Here is a 23,033-nt window from a genome sequence, read left to right on the forward strand (position 1 = left end):
GACGCCTTCTCCCTTGATTTCTACAGCAACTGAAGCAACGCCTTTTTGTTCGCTTGCACTTGGTCGTTCAACGCCTTGACTTTTTCTTTTACCTTCTGAATGTTTGCGTTGTTGGCGCCGACTTTCTTTTCAAGGGCGCGAATCTAGTTCACCATTAAATCCCTAGTTGAAGTTCGTGTACAGTATATTTGCTTTTTGTCACAACTCCCGGGCTCCGCAATGTTTCATGCACCTTCTCATTATACAACCGAACGTTTTCATTGATGATCTTCCACTCCACCGATCGCTGGTGGCAAAACCCATCGATATCATTGTCGAGATGTTTCACATAGCGATAGGGGCCAATGATGCCGATGCTGAGCCATGCGCCATGGCGAACCAACACGACATCCCCTTGTTCCATCGTATGGACAAACGCCCAGATTGCGCCAAGAGCGTTGCCAAGCTTCGCCCCCGAATAATGGTACACGTTGCGCAATCGCTCTCTCAGCTCATCTTTGCTTATGCCGTCCAAATTGCCAATCAGCGGCCAGCCAATCCCTATGACCTGATCGCGAATGAATTCGTCGTACCGCTGAAACCCATGCGGTTTCGTTTTCATTTGAAATACATGCGCCATTTCCAATCCCCCGTTTCCCTTTCAACCTCCGCCTTAGCCACACCGTCCCATCCATCAAAAAGCGACAGGCGCGTAACCACTTCAACTTCTTGCATGCTTCTTAAGAACGGCGGTAATCGCCTCAATCGTTTCTTTGGCGCCATCCGTCAACGCTTCAAACTTAAAAGCAATCGACTGGGCGTTTGGATTGATGGATGGTTCTTCGTTTTGATCTCTGCGAAACGCCGTGATCGCCTCCAAGTCTTGTTTGAGCCCATCGGGAAGCAGCGCTCGCTCGAACCTCCAACTGACAATGCAGGGCTCTTTCGCTGTGTAATCGTTGGATCCTTCATATTGTATAGCCCCAATGCGCTTCTTCTCTTTCTCAGAAGCGGCATCATTCGTGAACTACCCCCACTTAATTTTCTAGCGAAAATTTGAAGTGGGGGCTTCCAAAGAAGTTTGACTGCTTCAAGCAATCCTTATTCTTTGAGGCGTGTCCACTTCGCCGCTAGAGCATAAGACACTCAGGTCTACAGCTTTACTTTTCTTTAAGATGTTTAATGCGCCATTGACATCAGCATTCATTAGTTTGCCAGACTTTGTTCGATACAAGCCGCGCTTAATACGTTTGCCGCTGAACTTATATTCTTTTGGATTGTCGGCATTATATTCAGGAATCTCATCGCCGTCAAAAAAGCTGGCTTGAGACGTATAGGATTCTTCCTGTTTCAAGAATTCAATGCCGTAAAATTTACAAAGATATTCTAGCACGAGTGTTGATTATCCAAAATTAGACATACGCCTTCCATAAATTTGGGCATACTCAAACAAAGCAGCGGCCATCCCGGATTTCCAATCGAGAGGAAGCTGCCCAGAGAAAAAACGGCGAACGAACGAAATGAAGGAAAGAGAGACGTTCGTCTGTTTTTTGGTTTGATCATACAGCCATCGCAACAGCACATACGCGATGAATGCCGCAAACAGTTGGTTGTATACCGCATTTTCCGTCGTGCCAAACAAGGTCGGGACATTCAGATATTGCTTCACCCAACGGAAAAAGATCTCAACAGTCCAACGTTGTTGGTACATGTCGGCAATGGTTTCCGCAGACGCATGGAAGAGGTTCGTCACGACCCGAATGTCGCGGCCATTCGCATCTCGAAAGATCACCACCCGGTGACGCTTGGTGGAGCGGCATTGTTTCGTCCCCAACTGGCACGTGAAGTCGGCTTGAACCGATGAGGATGTGCTGGAAAGGCGTTTCAAGCTTTTTTTCTGATGAAGTTCGATGTTGTCCTTCATCCGAATGACAAAGAGCTGATGCTGCTCCACAAATCGATCGAGGCGTTCGATTTTGAAATACGCCCGGTCTTCCACGAGCACTTGTTGAGCGTTCGTCAACTGTTCTCCCACCGGGCCATCATGACGCAGCCCGGTCGTTTCCACCACGTCTGCCGGCAACGAGGATTCCGGCGAATACGCGACGTGCAGCTTCACTCCGGCGCGTTCGCCGTGATACGGCGCCCATGGCAGGCGGTTTTTCCCGACCGTGACGGTCGTCGAATCCACCACCCGAAGCGGTTTGGGAAACCGAAGCGAACGGCGGGTTTGGCGGTTGCACTTGGAAATGATCAACGCCAACAAGCGTTTCATGATGTCATAGGGAACTTCTTTCGCTTTCTTGGATACAGTTGAATAATGGAATCGCGGCAATCCATACAGAGGCCCCACATCGGCTCCGTGGCGAAAGCTTTTCCATTGATGCATGGCGGCCAGCAGGAAGAAGTGAATCAACTCGCGCAACGTAAAGGTTCGAGACGAATCACGATACCCAACCGCTTCGGCAATCAGTTGAATCTCTTCATCCGAAACAAGTTTTTGCATCAAATTCGGGAGTGTGGTATGCTTGTTCATAGAGAGCACCTCCTGGGTTTGTTTGTGTCGTTACTCACATTCTACAGGAAAGGTGCTCTTTTTTCTATACCCTTTGGATTTTATTGGATAATCAACACGCCTGATATTCTAGTTTTTCTTTTATGTTACCGAGAGGAATATTGACAAAGTTTTGATTTGTCTTTTTTCCTAGATTCATATTGCGTTGCCATGTTTCCGCATAGCCAATGACAAGTTTTCCAATTTGATTTTCAATACAGTAGTTAATGATGTAACGGCAAGTCTTGTTGATATAATCATTCACTTTATTATTGCGATTCATAGCAAGCAAAGCCTGTTTACGAGTGGTGACTTTGATTTTTTGCTTATCTTTTATGCTTTGAAGTCTGGCATTTTCTTTGTTAAACCATTGATTTATACTTTTTAATCTCCGCCCATCAATGATGAATGATCTGCCGTCTGATGTGACACAAGTGGCAAGATTGTTTAATCCTAAATCAATTGCCAGTGCTTTTTGGTCGTTTAATTCTCTTTGATCTTCAGGCATTTCATATTTGTACTGAATCTCAAAGAACCTGGCATGATGCTTAGGAATGATTTCAATCTGCTTAATCTTTTTGTCCAGTAACACAGGCGGAATCGTTATCGTGATAGGCTTGTGAGTCTTTTTAAATAGGCGAGAATACGGTATCGTGAATTTGTTGCCGTCTATACGAATCTGGCCAATGATCAGTGAATGAAAGCCATCTTTTTTAAGATATTTTGGAATACTGATAGCCTTGTGGTCATATTTTCCTTGTTTGGCAAGACTGATCAAACCAAAGAAAGATTTAAAGGCTTCATTGACCTTTTTTAAAATTTGCTGTGCCATGTTGCTGTTTAACAGCTTATAGTTTTCGTTAGTTTTTGCAAGATGATAATTTTTCTCATAATTAAGAAATTCCTTGTGTTCAAAATAGTATTGTCTGACATTGTACAATCCGACGTTGTACATGTTCTTGGCAATATGGCACAGTTCTCGAAGAGTCAAGTATTCTTCTTTGGTCAAACCATTTAGCTGTTGTTTGATACAAAAATACATTTTTTCACCTCCCATCTAACTATATTATACTATATTTTACTGATGTAAACTAGCACATTATTTCAGAATCCCTTTTTCAAATTATTTCAGGCGGATTCGGAAATAATGTGCAAAATTTTTGCGGATTGTTCCGGATTTTGCACATTCTTTCGGAACGTTTGCACGCTCTTTCAGATGAAGATTTCCAGCGCGCCTGATGGACCGATGGAAAAGAAAAAGCACAAAAGAGGCCGATTCGGCCCCTTTCATGCTAATACCCCATTTCCTCTGCGGCCATGCGCACCACTTCTTCGTCAATGGCGTCCTTTTTCAGCTGATACCCGTATAACAGGCACGTCGTGGCCAACGTGTTGATCACCCGAGGCCATCCCCGCGACTGCAGGGCAATCGCCTCTAACGCCGATGGGGTGAAGATCGGATGCTTCGCCCCGGCCTGTTTCATCCGATGCTCGATGTAGCCCGCCACCTCTTCCTTCTCCAGCGGCCCCATCCGGTATCGCATGATGATCCGCTGGTCGAGAGGGCGGTGCTGATTGAGCCGCAGCTTCCCCTGTAAATGGGGCAGCCCGGCCAAAATCAAGACAAATGGGTTGGTCGAATCCATCTCAAAGTTGAACAAGATCGCGATGTCCTGTAAAAATGCATCCTTCGCTAAATGCATCTCATCCAAAATGAACACCGGCGTGATCCGCCGTTCATGATACAATCGCTCGATCGCCTGCTGGATTTGGCGGAAGAGGTCTACCTTGCGGTACTTCGGTTCCTCTCCTAATCCCAAGGCCAGTCCACGGTAAAAATCCATCACGCCTCCGGTGGATAACGGAAAGTAGACGACATGATACAATGATGGATTCAATGACTCTTTCAGCGCCCGAAGGGCGAACGTCTTGCCCGCCCCCGGCTCTCCGATCAACAGCCCGATCCCCCGGGTTCGTTTCACGTACTCCAGCGCCCGCAACGCTTCCTGAAATGACGCCCCTTGATACGCCTCGGACGGGTCTGTTTCTTTCGCAAACGGCTCCCGCGAAAGGGAGTAAAACGATTTATACACCGTGTTCTCCCTCCTTCGCCGGAATCGCCGCAAACGGGGACCGATGGCGTTTTACATAGGCATTGTCCTCCAAACGCACCCGAATGGCTTCCGCCACCCGTTTGCCATCTTCGTACACATAGACGCCTCGTTCGTCATAGCGGAGCTCAATCGATTGCCCAATGAACCGAGGCGGCACTTCGTATAGCTGTTTATTCAGGGTGATCGTGCCATCGGCTTTCACCTTGCGGTGCTCCCGTTTCAGAAAAATCGCATCCAGCCAATCGCCATCTTCGATGAACGACACGAGATGCACTTGCGATTGAAACACCTCATGCGGCGTTTTTCCGTCCAGTGAGGCGTGCGGTTTTCGATGATACTCCTCTTCAAGCCACTTCCAAAAACGCTCGTTCAACTCGTCAAGCGATTTCGGCGGATTCAGCTCCAACAGTGGATAAAACCGTGTCTGTACGGTGCGGAAGAACCGTTCGATTTTTCCCTTGCTTTGCGGGTCATACGGCTGGGTGTGGATGAGTGTAATCCCCATCTCGGCGCACGCATACTGCAGCACCTCGGACCGATAAATTTTCCCGTTGTCCGAGTAAATGCGTTTCGGCTTCCCGCAACGAAGCACCGCTTCCTTCGTGACGATCCGCAGCCCGTCAAACTTCTCCGAAGGGAAAAATTGGGCATATGGCACTAACCGCGAGCAGTCATCGATATACGCGATCAAAAACGTTTTCTGGGCTTTCCCATGGACGCGAATCGTGGGTCCATGGGATAAGTCCCCTTGCCATAGCTCATTGATCTGGTCATACGCAAAACGCTTTCGCTCCGGCATCGGCAAGATTTCTTTTCCCACCAGGTTGTGTTTTTTCAACAATCGGTATATAGTAAAGTAAGAGGTATGATTTTCTGGGATTTCCCCCTGCTCGATCAGGTGTTCGTAGAACACCGTCACGGGCATGGTGGGATGTTCTTTTCTTAGGGCTAAAATATGATCCTCATCATCGGGCGACAGACGCCTTGAGTGGCCGCGGTCCGAACGGCGCTTCGGCTTTAAGGCGTCAAAGCCCCCTTTTTTGTATCGGGTGCACCAATCGAGGATCGTCTTGGCTGCGATTCGTTTGTCTCCCTGGTGGGGAACATGGTGCACTCGCTCGCTCACCTCTTTCAGATACGTCTTCGGTTCCACCTGCCCATTCACCAACGGAGCGATTAGCCCGTACCGAAACAGGGCAATGTCGTGTCTCATCGACTCATTCATTCAAATCTCCTCCTGGTCTCACTTGGAATCAGGACCGTTCCGGTCCTCCTGCCCTTATCGTACCGAATTGCTTTTTCTCCGTCGATAGGAAAGGTTTGTGGGAACCGAAACTATTTCCAATTTAGGGTATGTATGTAAAATCAGGATCCCATTTAATTCGCAAAAGGGTGTCGGAATCCGCCCTCCCACATCTCTCTGATGGCCGAATCAAGACCGTGTTCCTCTAACGTCTGGATCCACCAAGAAGCCCGTTCCTTTTCTTTTTTCACGATAGGGCCTATGATCCTCCACCGCCTCGCAAAAAAGCTATGAAGGCTTGATAGGTTTCGGTAGAACCGTCGGACATAAAAGATGATGCCGTCCTTTGTCGGGAGAAACGGAGCCTGGTTCGTCCTTTCGGTCAATCCCAACTGCTCTTTCACGACTTGCCATATGGCGGACAACGTATACTGAAAATACGGGAGGAGAAAGGAAGGCAGCACACTCACCGTCTTCAAGCATTCCCGACAGCGATACCGGACAATCCAAATGCGATAATCGCCATGTGGGGTCAATGCGTTTCGCTTATAGTAACCGTGGCGGTGCAACGGGCGCTTGGCCCGGCAATGCGGACACTTTTTCAGAAGAGGGAAGTCGTTTTCTTTTCCACGCTCTGCATACGTTTGGACGTCAATGCCAAAGTCATGAAATTGAATCACGTCCTCCTCCCCCTCCTATGAACCGATGGATTTTCTCTTCCGAAATAATTCACAAAAAATTTAGCACATTCTTTCAGAAAAGGGGAGAGGGCTTTCTGAAGGAATGTGCAAAAAAATGTCTCTTTTGTTCCGAAATAAAGTGATAATTTACAACTGAATCTATCCTATTTTCAGCAAAATATAGTTAAGGCGATTCATCTCCCACTTACTCCGCTTCGCTTCGTTGAAGTGGGAGTCTTCTCGCCTAATTAAGATAAACAACTGCACGGTTTGCTTTGCATGGCCATCACATAAATGCAAGCCTGCTTCCATCGATTTGTTTGCGATGAAATGGAAAATGGGTGCAACGGCAAAGCGGTACTCGAGCACCTTCATCTTTTCGTCTCCTTTCTTTTCACGCAATTTTTTGCTACGATTAACTTCAGGCATTGTGAGCATCCTCTCCATCCGTCAACATTTAGTTATGCGTTCACAACTTCCACAGTAGAGGAAAGGTTAGGAACTGGCAAGCCTTTTTTTATGCCATGAAGCTCTGCACTTTTTTGTTGCAGAACTCTGTACTTTCATTTTGCACTAAACACACAAGATAGTTGTCCAACTCTTCGTGATAGAATTCGTACGCTTCATAACCCACCTCGTCAATGTTCGCTGCTACGTTGAACGTTCTCTTCATTGTCCTTACAAACCAATCCATGTGTAACATCTTCTCGTCTCCTCTCAAATATATCCTTTTTCTTTCAGCGACAAATATCGTTCAGCGCAAACAATCAAATGGTCTAGCACATCAATTCCAACGATTCTTCCAGCCTCGACTAGGCGTTTCGTTACTTCAATGTCTTCCCTCGACGGCTCGCAATGACCGCTGGGATGATTGTGCGCAACGATGATAGAAGCCGAGTTGGAGAGAATGGCAGCCTTCATCACCTCCCTCGGATGCACGATGCTAGCGTTCAGACTTCCGACATGGCAAACGTTGATGGCAGTCGGCTGTTTTTTCGTGTCAAGGCAGACAACGACAAACTTCTCACGGTCGGCTTCCGCAAGAAACGGCTTCAGTAGCTTGTACGCGTCTTCCGGCGACTTGATTTGTCGCTCCTTGTACAGCACGCTAGAATCCCGAACGAGCTTCAGGCTTACGATGTTGACGCGCTTCGCTGGCTGCTTGGCAGATACCTCTCTTTCTAGCAACTCTAGCTGATGGTGGTTGATGGTTTGATACTTGCTCATCCTTTTCCCTCCTAAAATAGAAATAGCCTCAATTCCCCGAAAGGAATTGAGGCACCATGACTGTAGGTTCAAAATCATAATATATATTTGAAATCAAGCTCGATACAGATTTGGGCAAAAAGAAAAGCCCCGCAGAGATTTCTCTCCGCAGAGCTTTTCGACATACTTCGGGGCGCGACAGTGGAGTGAGCCTTTAAAAGTAGACATGTATAAATCGGGAAAAAGATGTCCATACAGAAGACAGGAAGGAGCCGATGAACATGTCGAAAAAACAAAGAACTTATGTAACTATTCAGCCACATCATAAAGTGAGCTGAATATTTTCTTCTTTCCTTGTCTATGATGTGAATATTGATAGACAAGGAGGTGAATCACATGTTGACGGTACAACAAGCTGTATTTACAGTTGAGGGCTTAATCGGCAAAGTCCAACAACAAAAACAGCTCATTCATCAACTCGTTCAAGAAAATGAACATTTGCGTCACGAAAACAAACAACTACGCAAAGAAAATGAACAACTGAAGTACCGTGTTCAAGAGCTGGAAGCACGCACGAAAAAAACAGCTCCAATAGCCATTTGCCCCCATCTTCTGACCGTTTTGCCAACACACGTTCTTCCCGTCAACCATCTGGCAACAAGCCAGGCGGACAAGAAGGACATCAAGGAACGACGCTCCATCAAGTAGAACATCCACATCATCGTGTCGTCCACCGTGTGCATACGTGTCAAGGATGTGGAGCTTCTTTGCGTGAAGTCAAACCGTTCAAAGTCGATATCCGTCAAGTGTTTGATGTCCCTCCTGTGGCGATCGAGGTGACACAACATGAACGTGAAGTGAAATCGTGTCCACATTGTCGATGCGTGCAACAAGCCGAATTCCCATCCCATGTCACGAATCATGTGCAATACGGTCCACGGCTCACGGCGCTCGTTGTTTATTTACATCATATCCAATTGATCCCGTACAAGCGTTTAAGTGATACAATCGAAGCGTTATATCAACACTCGATTAGTACAGGAACCCTTGCCAATATGGTGAAACGAGGACGCGAAGCGCTGGAATCAAATATGGACATCATCGAAGACGCCTTACTTGAATCCAACATCCTGCATGTCGATGAAACGAGTTTGCGCATCAATGGGAAACTCGCATGGGTGCATGTCGCGTGTACATCGAGATATACATACTTGGCTCCTCACGCTTCTCGTGGAAAAAAAGCGACCGATGAGATCGGGATTCTTCCCCGATATGAAGGGACGATGATGCATGATGCGTTCGGTACGTATCCGAAATACACACATGCCACCCATGCCCTTTGTCATGCCCACCATTTGCGTGAGTTAAAAGGATTCATCGAACAAGGGCATACGTGGGCGATGCGCATGACCACGTTTCTGTTAGCCGCCAAGCAAGCCGTCGAAGCCCATCACGGTGCACTTTCCGAAGAAGAAGCGAGACGGTGGGAACGAGTGTATGATCGCATCCTAGAAAGAGCACAACACCGATTAGAAACGATGACGCCTCTTCCGAAAAAAGCACTCGCTTTTGTTCGACGCCTTCAAAAACGAAAGGAAGAAGCGCTGCGTTTCTTACGTGAAGTACATGTTCCCTTTGACAACAACCAAGCCGAACGCGATCTTCGCATGGTCAAAGTCAAAGAGAACATTTCGGGTACGTTTCGCGAAGAAACATTCGCGCAGTCGTTTTGCATCGCAAGAAGCATCGTTTCCACACTGACGAAACACGAAAAAAACGTGTGGGATTCGTTATGTCTTCTGTTGACGGGTGACACGCTTGATCGCGTTCTTTCTACCACTTAGGGCATTTTCTATTACGGGGATGCCCTATTTGTGTTGCGCTTCTTTACATACTACTATCGGAGTGAATAGTTACGAACTTATAAAAGCTATTCTCCAGAATTGAAAATGGAAGCCGTTCAAAGAGCCTTGGCGGGAGAGAGTGTAAAAGTCATTGCACATCATCTTGAGATTACAGATCCTGACTATATTTATAAATGGATAGATCAATATGAAATGTACGGGGAAGTAGGACTAAAACGAAAAATTAGAAATCATCCTGAAATGGACAAGGATTTCATCATACGAGAACTAGAGATGGAGAATGAAATTTTAAAAAAGTATCTGCAAATTCTGAAAAGGGAGGGAAAACAGCGAAATTCAAAGTAGTAGACGAGCTCAAAACAAAATTTCCAGTCGTTAAAGTATGTGAAAAACTACAGATTTCAAAATCTGGTTACTATAAATACTTGAAAACGAAGGGTAAGAAGAAAAAAGAATCTAAGAAAGACTAATCATTAAAAGAATATATCTCTTTGATTTTCCATGAACATAAAGGGAGATATGGATATCGCAAAATTCACGCAGTTTTAAACAATCAATATCAACTACCTGTAAGTGAAAAAGTTGTACGTCGACTAATGAGAGAATTAGGATTAAAATGTCAATCTCGCATGAAACGAAAACAGCCAGTCAAAGTGAAAAAAGCAACTTCCGCTGGATATATTTATGAAAACCTATTAAAAAGAAACTTTTCCACGACACGTTTAAATGAAAAATGGGTCACAGATGTCACAGAAATTGCCGTGGAAGATAAAAAACTATTTGTTTCTGCCGTTATGGATTTACACAACAATGAAATTATTGGGCATCAGATTTCATCAACACACGATGTTCAACTTGTGGAAGATTCCCTATTGTATGCATTAGAAATCAGACACATCAAGGATTCTTTAATTCTTCATTCAGATCAAGGAATGCCATATCGATCAACAAGATGGAAAACGCTGATGGATACATTTTCAATCACACCAAGTATGTCGAGAAAAGCGAATGCGCTTGATAACGCATGCATAGAAAGCTTTTTCTCCTACCTTAAAACAGAGATGGAACAGGACTTGCGACGTACGAAAAGTGTGGAAGAGGCAACACAGCTTATCCATGATTACATTCGCTATTACAACCACCAACGGATACAAGGTGTTCTTCGTTATCAGACACCGACTCAATATGCAAAGGCTAGTTAACAACGAGCACCAGTGGGCTATATTTCCTCCTTCTCGTCTTACCAACCTCTCCTCAGAACTCCGTGGGGCTGTCAAGTGCTCTCCTTGACAGTTTCACGGGGTTCTGAGACACTAGGAAAAAGACGAGAAAAGGAAAGGAACCAGAGCTTTACCACTCTGATTCCTTCACGTGAACTGAATTTATACTGTCTACTTTTCGGATCGCAGTGCACAGGCATGCATCCCAAATTTTAGAACTCCATCAGTAAGAGTTAATTGCTCACCTTAGCTTGATCCTCTGCTTTTTGTTCAGCAGCTTTATTCTCTGCTTTTTGTTCAGCAGCTTTATTCTCTGCTTTTTGTTCAGCAGCTTTATTCTCTGCTTTTTGTTCAGCAGCTTTATTCTCTGCTTTTTGTTCAGCAGCTTGAGCTGATGAATAAGCTGATGTAGCTGTTACTTTAACTGGTCCTGCAGTTAAAGTACCTGCAGATACTACTACGTTAAACACAGAGTCTTTTGGAATTTCAGTTACTTCAGCAGACGCAGTACCATTGTTTACAAATACCAATTCGCCATCTACTTTATTGAATGTCAACGTGCTTACAAATTTAGTTCCATCAGGAAATTCATTGTTAGATCCAGTCAATACAACTCGTACGCCATATTGGTCCGTTACGACAATATCAGCAACATCTCCAGCTAAAACAGAGAAGTCAAATGGAGCATTTACCTTAGCCGCATCATAAGAAACATTTTCGAGTGCAGCAACTGTTTTACCAGCAGCTAAATCAGTAGCCTTACCATTAGCCACAACTTCTAGTTTTGTTACTTTTGGAGTTTCTTTAGAAATTGTCACTTCTTGTGTAAGTTTTTCACCAGTAGCATTGATTGTAACTGTTAATGGAAGTTTAATTTCTGTTTCATCTTTTCCGTATGTGAATGCTTTATCAACATCGATTGTTCCATCAGCAACATCAGTATTAAATGTAGCATTTGTAGACGAAACAGTGTAGTCAACCCCATGTGTTAGCTTTACTTTGCTTCCATCATCAAGCACACCATATACTTCAACTGCTTTATCATATGCACCATTATCAGTTTTACCAGCAGCTGTTTCATCATACACAGTGCCGACAGGTTTCACTTCATATGATTTATACTCTGTGCCATCTGTTACACGGAAGGTAACTGATTTTTCGCTGCCTGTAAGTACCTCATTTTTTTCTACATCTTTAATTGAAATTGTAACTTTTTCTGTACCTTTAGCAATTGGAGCAATTGTGTTCCTATCTGTAATGTTAACTGCACCTTCACCAGTATTCGGCTTTTCATCTGTGATTACTAAAGAGTATTTAGCTTTGTTACCAGTAAAGTAATTTGCTTTTTGGGCGGCTGACATTTCGCGCTCATATTGGTCAATAATCTTCACATTATCTACAGAAAGTGTTTGAGCAGATGAACCTGTAAGAACTGTTGTCTTAATGTCAGATGTTACACCTTCAACCCGCACAGGTTTTGCTTCTGCTTTAACTTGAATGTTTGCAATAGTAGATTTTCCAGTAGAAGATACTGCTACTAAAGAAATGTATCCTTCTTTAACATTTTCAGCAGGAACTTCTACGCCAATTTTTCCATCTACTTTTTTAACAACTGCATTTGTAAGACCAGATACTTTAATGCCTCTTGTTGCATCGTTTAGAACTTTTTCATCTGTAACAAGATTACCTTCTTTATCAAGAACTTGGATTGGTACAAATAGTTTTTCCTTAGCTACAACTAAATCTGGAACTTCAAAAGTTACTGTATCAGTACGTTGACTTTCTGCTACTTTCACTTTAAATGTAGCATTTTTACCGCTCGCAGTAGAGATCAGCATAACAGTCGTTTCGCCAGCTGTAACTGGACCATTTAGTTTCAATGCTGTTACATCTTTTCCATTTACTTTAATTGTTTCAAAATCAGTTGCTACCTTAGCAATTAAAGGATTCGTGTTATTAATCAGTACAGCATTGGAAGCATCAAGAGTAGCTTCGTCTACTACGTTACCATATTGATCTTTACCTTCTACCAATAAGTAGAATGCATCTTTAGAAAGATCAGTGGTTTCAGTTAGAGCCTTACCATCTTTGTTGTAAAGACCAGTAATAGCAATTTCAGAAACTTGTGCTTTTGGTGATACTTTTACCGTTGCTGAAGCTGATTTTCCACTAGCAGCATGCACAAGTGTTAAAACAATTGAATCTCCTTCTTTAACACCATCTTTAACAGGTATAGTAACTACACCTTTTGAAGGATTTGCATTGCCACCAACTACTGTACCAGCTGCATTAGCTGTTAGTGCAGTTGTAGCCGTGATATCTTCACCGTATTGGTTCTCTACTTTATAACCAACAGTGACATTTTTACCATTTTTATCTAAAACTGCATTTTCACTTAAAATTTTTACAGTTTCAACTCTTTCATTTTCAACAGTTGTAGTAGCTGTTAAAGCTTGATCAGTTAAGCCAGTGACGTTGACAGTGTACTCGCCAGCTGTTAATTTTCCTGTTAATTCAATAACAGCTTCAGTTTTATCAGCATTAAACGTGATGGTTTCAGTATTAACTTTTACAGAACCTTTTTTCACTTCAAATTTAGCTTTGGTAGTATCAACAACTTTGTTAAATTTAACTTTTAAAGATTTAGAAGTAATCGCACTTACACTCTCAACCTTCGGCGTCAATGCTGCTTCATACGCCGCCTTGGCGTCTTGTGCTGCTTTTTGCAGTTCAGCTTTGAACGCATCGGTTACTTTCGATACGTATTGGTTGACTTGGTCAAGCGCGGCTTTCGCTTTGTCCAAGTTGCCGGCTTTGACAGCGTCTTGCGCTTCACGCGCTTTCATGGCAACGGTGATGTCGTAGATCAAGCTGTCGCGCAATGCTTGAGCATCGGCTTTGAACGTCGAACGGAGGAGTTCGCGCGTCGATTGGCCGTAGACGCGGTCGAGAATGACCGTGCGCGTTTTGAGCTCGTACGAAATTTTGTGGTAGAGCTCTTCTGCTTTTTTCAGATCTTTCGCATCGACGGCTGCTTTGAGTTCTTGGCGCATTTTGTCTAATTTTGTCGCATAGTTGTAAGCGTCGATGTACGTAGCCACGCGCGCTTCGCCCGATTTCGGGTTGGCTTTGAATACATACGTTTCGTATGTAGCTTGCAAGTCAGCCAAATACGCGTCTTTTTTCGCGCCGCCGGCTTTGTTCACGACAGCGACAGCGTTTGCATACGCTTGTTTTGCTTTGTTGTAGGCGGCATATACATCTTTAATGTCCGGGAATTGGCCCGTTTCCGTTACCGTATGGCTGTACGTATAGTATGCTTCTTTCATTTGCGCTTTCGCTTGGCTGACGACCGTCGCCACGTCCGTTGCTGCTTGGGAAGCATGCGGGTTGGCGGCGACGAAAGCGCTCGCTGCTACAGCGCTGGCTGTGGCGAGTTTGACTGCTTTCTTTTTGTCCATAAAGCCTAAAATCCCCCTTCGTTTTTATGAAACTTTAAGACAATGATCCTAAACGGCTGCCGTTTAGTAGATTCATTGCCTAAAAGGTGCTAACATGAACCAAGATCATCATGTGTGTCCAGATGATAGACTTATTAGCAAGGCTATCATTCAGTGCTAGCACTTTCACATCATTCCTTAATGTTCTACGTCTTCTATAATAATACATTTTCTTTCTAAATTCTAGCCCTAAATACAAATTTTTTAGAGAATATGCCATTGAAATTATTTCCATCGATGGCGACATTGATATGAATATGCCTGTAACAGAAATTTAGAACAATATTTTGGCAGTTTGATGGTTTTGGTTGGCAAACATTTTGTGCAAAAACATCAATCGTTTTTCTTCACCGTGACGTCCATCGGTTGGCCAAGCGTCATTTTGACGACGTCATAGCGGTCATTCAAGTACAAATCGAGAAAGCGGAACTGTCCTGCGAATTGTTCCGGACTGTTCGTGATGGAAAATTGCAGCTGCATTGCGTAATCGCCGCTGTTGGCGAGCTGTTCGGCGATTTTTTCGATCTCTTCCTTCGGCACGTTGTACGCTTTTAAGTAAGAGATCGAGTCGGCGATCGCTTCGGCGTTGTCGTTGAAGAAAATGGAGAGCGTCACCGTTGCGCCGTCGATGCGGCCTTCAAGCGGCAATGACATATTTTGGCCGTATAAGTACCAGCCGAACAGACGATTTCCTTTTTGCCGCTCAATGACGAACGGGACGGATTCATTTCCTGCCTGAAGAATGTATTGCCCTTTCAATGAGCGGGCGACAAGGGCGAGAAGTTCGTCTTTTGTGAACGGCACGTATTGGATGGCGTCCCCTTGTTTGGCATACAGTCTACCGCCGAGGCTGTAATAGACGGTGCCGCCTGCCCGTTTTTGGCTGTAGACGCGATACTCGCGCCCTTGTTTCGCCGTCATGGCGGACTGCCATGCCGCTCCGTTCAGGCGGTATAGAGGCGTGTCGCGCAAAATGACGACTTTGCCGATCATGCCTTGTTTCCATTGGACTTGCCCCCATTGGACGGCGGCGTCAACTGTTTGTCCATTTCCTCCGAGGGCGATGGCGGCGGCGAGGCAGATGGCGGCTGCCATTTGGGATGCATGTTTCATCTTCGTTTTCCTCCTCATTTTGGTCATCGTTGTCGTTCCAGCATGCTAAAAGAACCGCTTCGCCCCCAAGTACCGCTGTTTCCAATACGGTTGGTCGAGGCGGCTGATCGTCACTCCAGTCGAAGCGCCGCTATGGATGAACTGGCCGTTGCCGATATAGATGCCGGCGTGCGATGGGCCGTTGGTGGTCGTGGCGAAAAAGACGATGTCGCCGACTTCCGGGGCGGAAACCGATACGCCTGCATTCCACATCAAGGCGACGGTGCGCGGGATGGGGACGCCTTGTTGCTGGAACAGGTAGAAAATGAAGCCGCTGCAGTCAAATCCCTCTTCCGGTGTCTCGCCGCCCCAAACGTATGGGGTTCCGAGCAGCTCAGCCGCATCGGCGACGAGTTCGATGACGTCCAGCTTCGCCGCAGGGGCTTGTCCGATCAGGCGCTCGTATGTTTCGCCGTCAACAATGCCGGTTGCGGGGAGTTGGGCCGCTTGTTGGAAACGACGGACGGCATCGGCGGTGGCGGTTCCGTAGTAGCCGGTGATGTCCGTCCAGAAGTAGCCGAGCTCTTTGAGCTTCGTCTGAATGCGCTTGACGTCGTCGCCGAGCGCGCCGATTGAGAGGCGAACCGCCAGGCGCTCGCGCTCGATCGGTGCAGGGGAGGTCGTTTTCGCTTTTACTGCGCTCGCGAGGCGGGCAACGGTTTGGTTGTCGACCGCGCCGGTCACTGGCAGGCCGTTGTCGCGTTGAAAGCGGCGGATGGCGTCGGCGGTCAGCACCCCATAGTAGCCGGTGATGTCCGAATAGGTAAAGTAGCCGAGTTGTTTAAGCTGCTGCTGCAGCTTGCGGACGTCGTCGCCGCGCGAACCGATCGTCAGCGCGTCAGATAACGTGGCCGGCTGACTTGTTGCTTTTTGCTTCAGCCGCTCAAGCGTCGCCCGGTCCGCCCGCCCGGTGGCGGGAAGCCCGTTCGCCCGTTGAAACTGCTTCACGGCATCGGCCGTCACCGCGCCATAGTAGCCGGTGATTTGCGGATAGCGAAAATAGCCGAGCTGTTTCAGCCGGCGTTGCAAATCACTGACGGCCGCACCGCGGGAACCGATGGCGAGCGTGTCGTTTGACGCAGGCTTTTTCAGCTTCGCGTAGGTGGCGTCATCGACGATGCCGGTCGCCGGCAAGTTCATCGCCCGTTGGAACGCCTTGACCGCTTTTTCGGTGATGGCGCCAAAGTAGCCGGTCGCTTGCGGATACGTGAAAAAGCCTTTTTCTTTCAAGCGCTGCTGGAGCTGTTTGATTTCAGGGGAACTCATGCCTTTTTTCCATTCCGCCGCCTGGCTGTCATCCGGGGCAAGAAAAAAGGACGAAACCATGGCAGCGGCAAAGAAGGCGTGATTCGGTTTCACGGATGCGTCCTCTCCCTTCGCCGCTCCTTCCGTTTGTTGTCGTCTTGTCCTGAGTGGATGTTCAAGATGAGGCGCGGCAATGTTCTATATTTTCAGTATATCGTACGAAAGCCATGAAAGGAAATGCTTTTTTCCATTGGGAGAAGAAAGAAGATCATGAACCGGAATGGGGTGTTCCCCGTTTCGGACGCGACAGATTGGCGAACAAGTGCGATACATGCCGGTCATCGACAAGGTAAATCGACTGCAGCACTTCATAAATGAGCTGTTTTTCCATCTCCAGCCATTCATCTGCGCGGATCGGGATGTATTTTTGCCTCGGTTCGTTCCATTCATAAAGGGCGACGGTAAACTTTTTTTGGCGAAGATCGAGCTTGACGATAAACATGTAAAGCTGGCTCGTGCATTTAAATACAAAATAGAGCTGGGCTTCCTTTGAGCAGGTGATCGTGCGGAACAGCGCCTCGCCTTCCGATGCAAAACGCATCCGTCCACCTTCGTTTTTCAGCGAGCGCAGCGAATCAGTGAAACTGGCCGGGGCGATCGTTTTCAGCCGCACGGAAAACGGATTTTTCATTTCCTTAATATAGATATGGTACATTTTTTGGGCGTGCTTCTCCCCGTTTCGTTCACAAATGACAAAATCGGCAAGATAGATGTTCACCTTGACCCCCTCTTTTTGGTTCATAATTTCCCATTTTTAACTAATTGTACTATGTCCTTCCTGGGCAAAAAAAGAGGCCGAACGACGAAATCACGGACAAATCCGTTCTGATTTAGAAACAAAGAGAGAAATGGGCGAAAAAGGAACAATCATTGGCTCCACGCTTTTCTATCTTTAAATAGTAATGATGAAAAGCGTGGTGACGAACGATGACAAACTTGGGGGAGACGCTCAAACAACTGCGAAAACAACGGCGCTGGACACAGGAACAGCTGGCCGAGCAGCTGAACGTGTCCCGCTCGCAAATCAGCAAATGGGAAAACGGCAGCCTGCTTCCTGACATTCAATCGCTCGAAAAGCTATGCCATTTGTTTAACGTCAGCGCTGATTTTTTACTCGGCAGCGAACTCGGACAGCGGGAAGTGCTGCGGGAAGTGAAGCGGCTGTATGGGGAAACGGAAATGGGTGAAAAGACGCTCGCTGTCGTCGATTATGTGCTGCGAAACCGCGAGATCAGCGACGCGGTGTACACGTTGGCGAAATTGCCGGAGAAAAAACGAAAACATGTCGAAACGATGCTGATCACGATCATTAAAGAGTGCGCCGAAGCCCTCGGCTGACTCCCGCCCTTCGACAAAAAAAGCGCTAACATCGGCTGCTAGCGCCATCGTTGGGGAGTCTTGCGAGGACACGTTCTTTCTCTTGGGGATTCGTTAAGAAAGGAATGAATGGGGAAACAAATCATCAAAACGGGAGAAAGGGAACGGATTCAGTGGCCCTTTACGGAAGTCGCGAATCCGTTTAGACGTGCTCCGGCCATTCTGGTTTCTTTCCGGAGTGGAGAAATTGGACGGACTCCGCGACGACTTCGGTGACATAGACGCGTTGACCGTCCTTATTATCGTAGCGGCGCGTTTGGATTCTCCCCGTCACCGCCACCATCGATCCTTTTCGGCAATAATTGGCGGTATGTTCCGCTGTTTTCCGCCATAAGACGCATGGAACGAAATCGGCATCAATCCCTCCTTCCGCGTTGCGGAAATTTCTCGCCACCGCCAAGGTGACGGTCGTCACGGCTGCTCCTTCGGCTGTGTAACGGAGCTCCGGGTCTTTCGTCAACCGCCCGACAAGCACCACTTGATTGACCATACGCCGGCGCATCCCTCCTTTCCATCCACCGCATCCTTATGATAAACGATCGCGTTTTTTGCCGTAAAACTGCGATTTTTGCATTTTTCTGCGCAATCTATAAGTACAATCCTCGTCAAATGCGGACAATGCGCCAGCAATAGCGCAGCAAAATGGCGTTTTTGGCATTTCGCAGCAAAATATGTGGATGGCTTTGGCGGAGACAGGCGCATCATCCTGTTTTTCTTCCCTTCGTTGGCTATGGTATAATTATGAATAGACAATCGTGATGAGGTGGGCGACCATGAAAACGTTCAAGCTTGTCGGGCTCTCGGTGATTGACGAGGGGATGCACCGCCGGGACATTCCGTTTATTGACGGCCTGATCATCAATAAGGAAGACGGGCAAAACCGCTGGCTCGTCGAGGCGTATTTGGATGATGAATACGAACCGGTATTTGCCGGATTGAAGGAGCGGACTGAGTTTCAGCTGCAAGTGACGATCACCAACCCGGGCAACGATCCGGCGAACATGCTTGTTGCCGTCCGTTCGATCACGAAAATGAACGGCCATATTAGCGTGCTGATGGAAGGGTTGATGATCCCACGGCGGACTCATTTGGCTGAAATGGTATTGGCCGGCCTTGTTGAGAAAGGATTGCAAGGCGAGGCGCTGCTCAAAGAATTCCGCCAGCAAATGGATGAGCGGCAAGGCGTGAGAGCGAGGGACGGACGGACATAATAAAAGGCTAGAGAGCGCGACTCTCTAGCCTTTTTGTATATCCATCGAGATCGGACGGCCATCAAACGTGGGCAGCGAAATCGACATGCACGAACGAAACCGGACAGTGTGGGCAGGTCGCCGATACGCGCCATTGACGCGCGACAGCTTTCATTCACTGACGCATCCCTCGCCAAAGCGAATGCTGTCCATGTCCATTGGCATGGACAGCTTACCATTCATTGTGAACGCGTTCCAGCGAAACGGTCTGAACCGGGCGGGCGGTGACGATGTAGCGCTTCGGGGCGCGGCCGATGAGACGGAACGGATAGCACGTCGTCACCGTCAGCGTTGGGCGCGCTTTCTCGACCAAAACGGTCCGGTCGTTGTCATCGACGATGCGAATGTTGACGATGCGATAATGAACAGCTGTGTCCGCCGCCCGGATGACGAGAGCATCACCGATCCCTAGTTCCCCAAGGCGGCGAAACACCGTGTCGCGATGCCCTGACAGCACGACATGCCCCTTTCCCCCCGGCCAAGCGCTGGCCGGGTAATGGCCGGCGCCGCGGCGCAGCTCTTGCTCGCGGACGCCTTCGTATACCGGGATCGCCACCCCGAGCTTCGGAATGACCAGCTCGCCAAGATGCGCCCCCAGCGGAGCAGCGGCTTGTTCAACCGGACGGCGGGACGCGTGGGCGGCTTCGGCCGCCGATGATGGAGACGAGTCCAAGGCAGGCAAGCGGACCGCCTCTTGATTCGCTGCTTTCCAGCCAACGATGTACCAATAGCCGTTCCAACCTGCTGTTGCCGCTCCGATGGCGAAAACGGCTGCGGCCGCCCAGCGGGCAGCTTTGCGTTTCCATCGATACCGAGGCGCATCTTTTTTCCACACTGTCTGCTCCCTCTTCACAGCCGCTCACCCTTTAAGGCGCCCCGCCCGCCGGTAAAGGAGAGCGCCTGCGACAGCCAGCAGCAACCCGGCCGCCGCCTGCGGCAAATACGGCGACGCCGTATCCGGCAATTTTTCTCCTTGCATCATCCCCTTCATCTCAAGCGCCAGCAGCCCGGCTTCAATCCCTTTCTCCCCGGCGCGGACGATGTAGCCGGACGTCAACATGTCCCTTGTCATCGCGATATCGGCCATTTCTTCACCTTGGCGGTTATACAATTTCACGTCGATCGTCTTCGTATCGGCTGCAGCGGCCGCTGACGGCTCCATCTCCCGCCCGTTGACATAGTACTTGGCCTCAAGCTGCAGCAAACGAAGCGCTTTTTCCCAAAGGGCTCGCAGTTCGCGACGTTGCTCATCCGTCCACGGCCCCTCGGTCTGCTCAAACGGGCGCAGCTGCGCACGAAGCGCCAAAAGCCGCCCAGCCAATTGCGGGTCGTCAATCGAGGCGATATGCCGGGTGAAGGCGCGTACTTCTTGTTCCGTCATCCCGAGCACCCCAAGCAAGTCGTTGATTTGCTGCATGGCGGCGTTATGCTGTGAGTAAAAACGGACGGCCCGGTCCAAGTCTTCAACAAATGTGTAGTCTTGCACCGTTTCGCCAAACTGGCCGAGCAGCGCCTCGAGCTCCTCGACCGTCAGCCCGTGCCGACGCAAAACGGCATGAAGCCGCTCGTCAGTGATGGGCGTGCCGAGCCATTGTTTCATCTCATCCATGGTGCGAAAATCGGCGGCTGTCAAGCCGTATTGATCCAAATAAGCCAACAGGTCGCTCACTGTCCAGCCGACACTCTCAGCATACTGCTCAAGCTCGCTTCGGCTGATGGCCGCCGCCCCAGCCGGAAACGAAGCGAAAACGGCGACAAGCACAGCCATTCCTAGCCATTGCCGCATTCGGTCTTCCTCCCTTTCGCTTTCTTTGACGTACATTGGTAGTATTTTCCGAACATGCCGCTCTTATGTACGCCAACCAGCGAAAAAAGAAGAAAGCTTGGCCTAGAGCGCTTGAACGTTCTCCCACCTACGCAAACGCTTAGAGATGGGAGATTCTCGGGGACACCTGCCATAAGGCAGACTGCCAGCCAGACCATCCCCGTCTGTCCCTGTGACTTGGCTGTTCCAACGAAGTCCTTCTTTCAAGATATTTTGAGCGGCGTTAGGGGACATCCATGATGGAAGACGCTGATTCATTCCCCCCTTCGGCTGATCGCGTGAAAGCGGGGGCTTCTCGGTACATAAGAACAGGCGCCCGAGTTTCGGACGCCTGTTTCGTGTTAGGAAAGGTGGCTTACGGTTGCCTGTTGGAAGTAGGCGTTGTACAATGCGCGCACCGCCTCGTTGACGACGTCTTCTTTGACGCCGAACATCATGCTCACTTCGGACGATCCTTGGTTGATCATCTCTAAGTTGATGTTGGCATTGGCAAGCGCCGTCACCGCTTTGGCCGCCATCCCGACCGTTTTTTCCATCCCTTCGCCGACCACCATGATGAGCGCCAGTCCGTATTCCACATTGACTTCGTCGACCGCCAGCTCCTCGCGAATGCGGGCTAAAATGCGCTCTTCTTTTCCGTCAGCGAGCTGGCTCGCCCGCAAAATGATCGACATGTTGTCGATGCCGGATGGCGTATGTTCATATGAAATGCCTTCGTCTTCTAAAATTTGCAGCACGCGGCGGCCGAATCCGATTTCGCGGTTCATTAAATATTTGCTGATGTTGATGCTGCAAAAGCCTGTGTCGCTCGCAATGCCGGCGACTGGTTCGTCGATATGATTGCGCTTGGCGACGATCCACGTGCCCGGAGCCGCCGGGTTGTTGGTGTTTTTGACGCAAACGGGGATGCCGGCGCGGTAGACGGGCTCCAGCGCCTCGTCATGGAAGACGGAAAAGCCGGAATACGACAGCTCGCGCATTTCCCGATACGTAATTTCCTTCAACTTGCGCGCATCAGCGACGATCGACGGGTTGACGCAATAAATCGAATCGACGTCGGTAAAGTTTTCGTACACGTCCGCTTTGACGCCCGCGGCGACGATTGAGCCCGTAATATCCGACCCGCCGCGCGGGAACGTGACAATATGGCCCGATCGGGAATAGCCGAAAAATCCCGGGATGACCAAAACGCCGCGACGTTCGCGCAGCTGCTTCAGTTTGTCGTACGACTCCGGGAGCACTTGGGCGTTGCCTGGCTCATCAGTGACGATGATGCCGGCTTCCAGCGGGCTGACGTAGCTCGCCTCAAGCCCAAAATCTTGCAAATAAATCGCCATCAGCCTTGCGTTATGGTCTTCGCCGCTCGCTTTCATGGCGTCAAACAGGCGGGGCGGATCGTTCCGATAGGCGCTGATTTTGGATTGTAAGTCATCCACAAGTTCAGCCAAAAATCCATCAGCTTCCAACTCAAGTTCATCTACAATGTCGGCGTATCGTTTTGTGATTTCTTGCATCGTTTGTTCATACGGCTCATCCGCTGCCACCTGTTCGGCGAGCCGAATGAGCATATCCGTCACTTTCACATCATCTTTATACCGCTTTCCAGGAGCTGATACAACGACGATGCGGCGCTCGATATCCGAGCTGACGATGTCGGCCACTTTACGGAATTGTGCAGCGCTCGCCACCGAACTTCCACCGAATTTAGCTACTTTCATCGTTCATGACCCTTTCTGTCGAAAGTATCTATAATTGTTTATCAT

Annotated in this window: 19 protein-coding genes and 4 pseudogenes; 5 read left to right on the forward strand and 18 right to left on the reverse strand. The window is 48.2% G+C overall.

Going from position 1 to position 23,033, the window contains the following annotated elements:
- Positions 1-154 precede the first annotated feature (154 nt).
- The 10 genes and pseudogenes from NSQ51_RS15185 to radC all read right to left on the reverse strand — a co-directional run bounded on the left by NSQ51_RS15185 (position 155) and on the right by radC (position 7,797).
- Positions 155-619: a hypothetical protein gene (locus NSQ51_RS15185; protein WP_033013769.1), complete on the reverse strand. Its 465-nt coding sequence runs from the start codon at positions 617-619 to the stop codon at positions 155-157.
- Positions 620-700: 81 nt separating this feature from the next.
- A complete protein-coding gene (locus NSQ51_RS15190) occupies positions 701-859 on the reverse strand; it encodes a hypothetical protein (RefSeq protein WP_233434109.1) in 159 nt (52 codons plus the stop codon).
- A gap of 210 nt (positions 860-1,069) precedes the next feature.
- Positions 1,070-1,369 (reverse strand): annotated as a pseudogene (locus NSQ51_RS15195) (zinc ribbon domain-containing protein); the annotation flags it as partial.
- A gap of 12 nt (positions 1,370-1,381) precedes the next feature.
- Positions 1,382-2,515 (reverse strand): IS4-like element IS5377 family transposase, encoded by a 1,134-nt coding sequence (locus NSQ51_RS15200; RefSeq protein ID WP_342462704.1) that lies wholly within the window; start codon positions 2,513-2,515, stop codon positions 1,382-1,384.
- Positions 2,516-2,618: 103 nt separating this feature from the next.
- A pseudogene (locus NSQ51_RS15205) lies at positions 2,619-3,575 on the reverse strand (transposase); the annotation flags it as partial.
- 250 nt (positions 3,576-3,825) lie between these two features.
- Positions 3,826-4,626 carry an AAA family ATPase gene (locus NSQ51_RS15210; protein WP_064213564.1) on the reverse strand — a complete coding sequence of 267 codons (801 nt, stop codon included), beginning with the start codon at positions 4,624-4,626 and terminating at the stop codon, positions 3,826-3,828.
- A complete protein-coding gene (locus NSQ51_RS15215; RefSeq protein ID WP_342462705.1) occupies positions 4,619-5,872 on the reverse strand; it encodes an IS481 family transposase in 1,254 nt (417 codons plus the stop codon). Before NSQ51_RS15215 ends, NSQ51_RS15210 begins: the two co-directional genes overlap by 8 nt.
- Positions 5,873-6,024: 152 nt before the next feature.
- Complete coding sequence (locus NSQ51_RS15220) at positions 6,025-6,570, reverse strand: DUF6431 domain-containing protein (RefSeq protein ID WP_121692564.1); 546 nt, start codon at positions 6,568-6,570, stop codon at positions 6,025-6,027.
- A 159-nt stretch (positions 6,571-6,729) separates the two neighbouring features.
- Positions 6,730-6,999 carry a hypothetical protein gene (locus tag NSQ51_RS15225; RefSeq protein ID WP_342462706.1) on the reverse strand — a complete coding sequence of 90 codons (270 nt, stop codon included), beginning with the start codon at positions 6,997-6,999 and terminating at the stop codon, positions 6,730-6,732.
- 288 nt (positions 7,000-7,287) lie between these two features.
- Positions 7,288-7,797: a DNA repair protein RadC gene (gene radC, locus NSQ51_RS15230; RefSeq protein WP_121650214.1), complete on the reverse strand. Its 510-nt coding sequence runs from the start codon at positions 7,795-7,797 to the stop codon at positions 7,288-7,290.
- Between the two features lie 375 nt (positions 7,798-8,172).
- Here radC and NSQ51_RS15235 point away from each other — a divergent pair.
- From NSQ51_RS15235 to NSQ51_RS15245, 3 genes and pseudogenes are all read left to right on the forward strand, one after another.
- Positions 8,173-9,620: pseudogene (locus NSQ51_RS15235) on the forward strand (IS66 family transposase).
- Between the two features lie 93 nt (positions 9,621-9,713).
- Positions 9,714-9,986: pseudogene (locus NSQ51_RS15240) on the forward strand (helix-turn-helix domain-containing protein); the annotation flags it as partial.
- Between the two features lie 140 nt (positions 9,987-10,126).
- Positions 10,127-10,843: an IS3 family transposase gene (locus NSQ51_RS15245; RefSeq protein ID WP_121650007.1), complete on the forward strand. Its 717-nt coding sequence runs from the start codon at positions 10,127-10,129 to the stop codon at positions 10,841-10,843.
- Between the two features lie 251 nt (positions 10,844-11,094).
- Here the strand turns inward: NSQ51_RS15245 and NSQ51_RS15250 are convergent, their stop codons facing one another.
- From NSQ51_RS15250 to NSQ51_RS15265, 4 genes are all read right to left on the reverse strand, one after another.
- Complete coding sequence (locus tag NSQ51_RS15250; protein ID WP_342462707.1) at positions 11,095-14,322, reverse strand: hypothetical protein; 3,228 nt, start codon at positions 14,320-14,322, stop codon at positions 11,095-11,097.
- Positions 14,323-14,694: 372 nt separating this feature from the next.
- A complete protein-coding gene (locus tag NSQ51_RS15255; RefSeq protein WP_121650008.1) occupies positions 14,695-15,474 on the reverse strand; it encodes a hypothetical protein in 780 nt (259 codons plus the stop codon).
- Between the two features lie 45 nt (positions 15,475-15,519).
- The gene (locus NSQ51_RS15260) at positions 15,520-16,872 is read right to left on the reverse strand and encodes a peptidoglycan-binding protein (protein ID WP_121650009.1); all 1,353 of its coding nucleotides are present in this window, start codon (positions 16,870-16,872) and stop codon (positions 15,520-15,522) included.
- A gap of 154 nt (positions 16,873-17,026) precedes the next feature.
- Positions 17,027-17,536, reverse strand: coding sequence for a hypothetical protein (locus tag NSQ51_RS15265; RefSeq protein ID WP_033013768.1), 510 nt, complete (start codon positions 17,534-17,536; stop codon positions 17,027-17,029).
- Positions 17,537-17,745: 209 nt separating this feature from the next.
- Between NSQ51_RS15265 and NSQ51_RS15270 the strand changes: the two genes are divergently transcribed.
- Positions 17,746-18,156 (forward strand): helix-turn-helix domain-containing protein, encoded by a 411-nt coding sequence (locus NSQ51_RS15270; protein ID WP_049624694.1) that lies wholly within the window; start codon positions 17,746-17,748, stop codon positions 18,154-18,156.
- Positions 18,157-18,337: 181 nt separating this feature from the next.
- Here the strand turns inward: NSQ51_RS15270 and ssb are convergent, their stop codons facing one another.
- Positions 18,338-18,697 carry a single-stranded DNA-binding protein gene (gene ssb, locus NSQ51_RS15275; RefSeq protein WP_183084371.1) on the reverse strand — a complete coding sequence of 120 codons (360 nt, stop codon included), beginning with the start codon at positions 18,695-18,697 and terminating at the stop codon, positions 18,338-18,340.
- A 271-nt stretch (positions 18,698-18,968) separates the two neighbouring features.
- Here ssb and NSQ51_RS15280 point away from each other — a divergent pair, with 271 nt between their 5' ends.
- Entirely contained in the window at positions 18,969-19,406 is a 438-nt protein-coding gene (locus NSQ51_RS15280) for a YwpF-like family protein (protein ID WP_033013755.1), read from the forward strand.
- A gap of 211 nt (positions 19,407-19,617) precedes the next feature.
- Here NSQ51_RS15280 and NSQ51_RS15285 read toward each other — a convergent pair whose 3' ends face one another.
- The 3 genes from NSQ51_RS15285 to NSQ51_RS15295 form a co-directional block, all read right to left on the reverse strand.
- A complete protein-coding gene (locus NSQ51_RS15285) occupies positions 19,618-20,280 on the reverse strand; it encodes a class D sortase (RefSeq protein ID WP_033013754.1) in 663 nt (220 codons plus the stop codon).
- 24 nt (positions 20,281-20,304) lie between these two features.
- Complete coding sequence (locus NSQ51_RS15290) at positions 20,305-21,231, reverse strand: processed acidic surface protein (protein WP_049625968.1); 927 nt, start codon at positions 21,229-21,231, stop codon at positions 20,305-20,307.
- Between the two features lie 380 nt (positions 21,232-21,611).
- Positions 21,612-22,988: an aspartate kinase gene (locus NSQ51_RS15295; RefSeq protein WP_049624691.1), complete on the reverse strand. Its 1,377-nt coding sequence runs from the start codon at positions 22,986-22,988 to the stop codon at positions 21,612-21,614.
- Positions 22,989-23,033: the final 45 nt, after the last annotated feature.

Origin of the sequence: Geobacillus sp. FSL K6-0789 (assembly GCF_038593135.1) — a bacterium.
GTDB classification, from domain to species: Bacteria; Bacillota; Bacilli; order Bacillales; family Anoxybacillaceae; genus Geobacillus; species Geobacillus stearothermophilus.

Excerpts from the sequence above, each read along its gene's own strand:
- NSQ51_RS15185 (WP_033013769.1), bottom strand. The coding sequence starts at position 619 with ATGGCGCATGTATTTCAAATGAAAACGAAACCGCATGGGTTTCAGCGG.
- NSQ51_RS15200 (WP_342462704.1), bottom strand. The coding sequence starts at position 2,515 with ATGAACAAGCATACCACACTCCCGAATTTGATGCAAAAACTTGTTTCG.
- NSQ51_RS15215 (WP_342462705.1), bottom strand. The coding sequence starts at position 5,872 with ATGAATGAGTCGATGAGACACGACATTGCCCTGTTTCGGTACGGGCTA.
- NSQ51_RS15225 (WP_342462706.1), bottom strand. The coding sequence starts at position 6,999 with ATGCCTGAAGTTAATCGTAGCAAAAAATTGCGTGAAAAGAAAGGAGAC.
- radC (WP_121650214.1), bottom strand. The coding sequence starts at position 7,797 with ATGAGCAAGTATCAAACCATCAACCACCATCAGCTAGAGTTGCTAGAA.
- NSQ51_RS15250 (WP_342462707.1), bottom strand. The coding sequence starts at position 14,322 with ATGGACAAAAAGAAAGCAGTCAAACTCGCCACAGCCAGCGCTGTAGCA.
- NSQ51_RS15255 (WP_121650008.1), bottom strand. The coding sequence starts at position 15,474 with ATGAAACATGCATCCCAAATGGCAGCCGCCATCTGCCTCGCCGCCGCC.
- NSQ51_RS15270 (WP_049624694.1), top strand. The coding sequence starts at position 17,746 with ATGACAAACTTGGGGGAGACGCTCAAACAACTGCGAAAACAACGGCGC.
- ssb (WP_183084371.1), bottom strand. The coding sequence starts at position 18,697 with ATGCGCCGGCGTATGGTCAATCAAGTGGTGCTTGTCGGGCGGTTGACG.
- NSQ51_RS15280 (WP_033013755.1), top strand. The coding sequence starts at position 18,969 with ATGAAAACGTTCAAGCTTGTCGGGCTCTCGGTGATTGACGAGGGGATG.
- NSQ51_RS15290 (WP_049625968.1), bottom strand. The coding sequence starts at position 21,231 with ATGCGGCAATGGCTAGGAATGGCTGTGCTTGTCGCCGTTTTCGCTTCG.
- NSQ51_RS15295 (WP_049624691.1), bottom strand. The coding sequence starts at position 22,988 with ATGAAAGTAGCTAAATTCGGTGGAAGTTCGGTGGCGAGCGCTGCACAA.